The sequence below is a fragment of the Endozoicomonas sp. SESOKO2 genome, assembly GCF_024606245.1.
Lineage (GTDB): Bacteria > Pseudomonadota > Gammaproteobacteria > Pseudomonadales > Endozoicomonadaceae > Endozoicomonas_A.
In genome coordinates this window covers 1-2,548 of record NZ_JAHHPQ010000348.1, presented here as the reverse complement: position 1 = coordinate 2,548, position 2,548 = coordinate 1, and the positions used below count along the sequence as shown (strand labels likewise).

The window sequence follows — 2,548 nt, the reverse complement described above, 5'->3', positions numbered from 1 at the left end:
CGACGTATATCCGCTGGTTTTCCGGGTCATAGGTTTGAAAGAGCGGTGTGCCTTCCGGGGGTTGGCAGTTACCAGACAGACTGGGTGAATGAGTTGTGGGGGATGTTCTGTTAGACGAGGATATAAACGACGATGAATATTTAGTTTGCCGTGTGTTTGTTGTGGATGATATTTCAAAAGCGGATGAAGTGTCTGATGGTGATTCCGAATCAGCTAAGGCTTTGATTGCAGCAGCCGTGATCAATTCCTTGGTTGAAGGCTGTGCTGATGACGATGGGACAACGGATGAAACTCCAGAAGGTGTCGCCGAACCGGATGAAGTTCGGGCTACAGAAGCCGTACTCAATTCGCTGCCTGAAGGCTGCGCTGATGACGATAAGGCAACAGATAAAACTTCAGAAGGTGGCACCGAACCGGATGAAGTACGTGCTATAGAAGTCGTGCTCAATTCACGGGTTGAAGGCTGCGCTGATGACGATGGGGCAGCAGATGACACTTCAGAAGGTGACGCCGAACCGGATGAAGTACGTGCTATAGAAGCCGTGCTCAATTCACGGGTTGAAGGCGGTGCTGATGACGATAGGACAGTGGATGAAACTTCAGAAAGTGGCATCGAACTGGATGAAGTTCGGGCTAAAGAGGCCGTGCTCAATTCACTGGTTGAAGGCTTTGCTGATGACGATAGGTCAAGAGATGTAACTCCAGAAGGTGACACTGAACTGGTTGAAGTGCTGGCTACAGAAGTGGTGATCAATTCGCTGGTTGGAGGCTGTGCTGATGAAGTGAAGGTCTGGCTAGAACGAGAAACAGAGGGCGAATCGACTGTCAGCCAGACAGACGAGTTAAAGTAGAATTGACCCTCGAAGTTGGTCAGTCCACTTAAAGCACTGGCTGTGGAATTCCCGATGGGTGTCCAGATATTCAGGGTAAGTGTACGTGGGTCGGTAATTGCCACGCTTGAATTCACGTATCTTTCGCACTCACCTACAAATGGTAATCGATTTGCGGCTTTAATGCTGTATTCAAGTTGCTCTTGTCGCCAGAGTTTGACTGCCTGAAAGTGGTTGCAAGCGAGAACCAGCGTAACGATTCCTTTGATATTTATAGCTGTATTTTTTACCCGGACCTGATTGCCCGCGAGTGCATAATAAGGGGGTTCTTCATTGGTATCCGAATGACCGACAAGAGAGAAACCAAACTTTTCTTTTTTATATCCCGGCGACACAGTTTCCCACAAAATTTGGCCTGTATTGTCAATGTCGATCGTGTTTCTAAAGATGTCGATACTGCTTCCCGGCCCAATATGTAACTCAGCCGCCCACCCCATCTTGCCCTGGAATATGTTCCCGTTAATCGCAATCCTGAGAAACTGGCTTTTGATGGCGGGAAGTTTAATAAATAGCCCTCCATCAGCAATATAGTCGCGGTGCCATGAACCGATGGTATCACCGGTGACCATGTTATTGGCGAACATCAGGCCCGGCCCGGGGCGCAAAGCACTGACAGATGCATCCAGAGGTAGTCTGCAATCAATTCTGACTCCGTCCTGGCAATTGAGATTGAATACGTTGTTTTCTACAAACAGTCTCCGGTTAGTACAGCGTGCTGAAATAATAGTGCTAATTGGTTTGCGGCCATTAGGTGCAGTTGGCTGGAAATTAATGTGTCTTATATAGTTGTCTTTTGTTTCACTGAAACTAAATTCGTTAAAGGATCCAAGGGTGATCATATATAAATCTGTATAAGTTGCATCAGGCGATATGACGATTTCGTAACCTTCATTTGGAGCCCCGATAATGTCCTGTCCATCCTTCAAAACTATTTCACTGTCAATTAAATACTTAACCGGGATTTTACCTGATGCGGGGGTAACGGATTGAGAAAGCGTTGCGCCAGAAGTCGTTTCGGAAGAGAACAAAATAACGATGTTCTCTGGAATCTCATTGAGAAACTTACTTAAACTCTCTGACGAGTTGGTGCTGAGAACAATGCAGTGTCGTCCTCTAACAAGGTCTCTATATTGGTTTAGCCGCTGAAGAACCCCTGTCGCCTGATCTTTAAGAGAATCGCATGGTACCGTTATGGGGGGGAGTGTAGAAATAGAGGTTGCAGGAGTGGAGGTTGCAGGAATGGTTGTAGAAGCAGTGGTGAGTTGACTGGTTGAGGGACGCACTGTGGGTGTTGGTGCAGCACGCGCCGGCAACCTGTTTTGATCCATTGCAATTTCATGGATTAATTGAGGAGGTCTTTCCTGGCCGCAGTCAAATCCCCCTGGTGTGCAATCAATTCCAGCCAGTAGTGTTTGTTGTTTGGAGAAAACTTTTGGAAAGGGTAAATAGCCATCCCATCCGTTCCAGATAGTACGATTGAAAGAGGTAGCATCTGCGTCACCACCAGGATCGGCAAACTCATTCAGGACGGTGGGAAACTGGTTGTTTGCCTGTTGGGTGCCATTAATTCGGACAAGGTCACGGTAGGGGGTGTTAACGCCTTTGAGCATCGGCAGCTGTGTTGCATCACCGGCATTCCAGAGCGTGCTGTTCAAACC

General features: G+C 47.6%; 1 protein-coding gene. It reads left to right on the top strand.

Going from position 1 to position 2,548, the window contains the following annotated elements; genetic code table 11:
* Positions 1 to 95: 95 nt before the first annotated feature.
* Positions 96 to 851, top strand: coding sequence for a hypothetical protein (locus tag KDK17_RS07935; RefSeq protein ID WP_257287785.1), 756 nt, complete (start codon positions 96 to 98; stop codon positions 849 to 851).
* Positions 852 to 2,548: the final 1,697 nt, after the last annotated feature.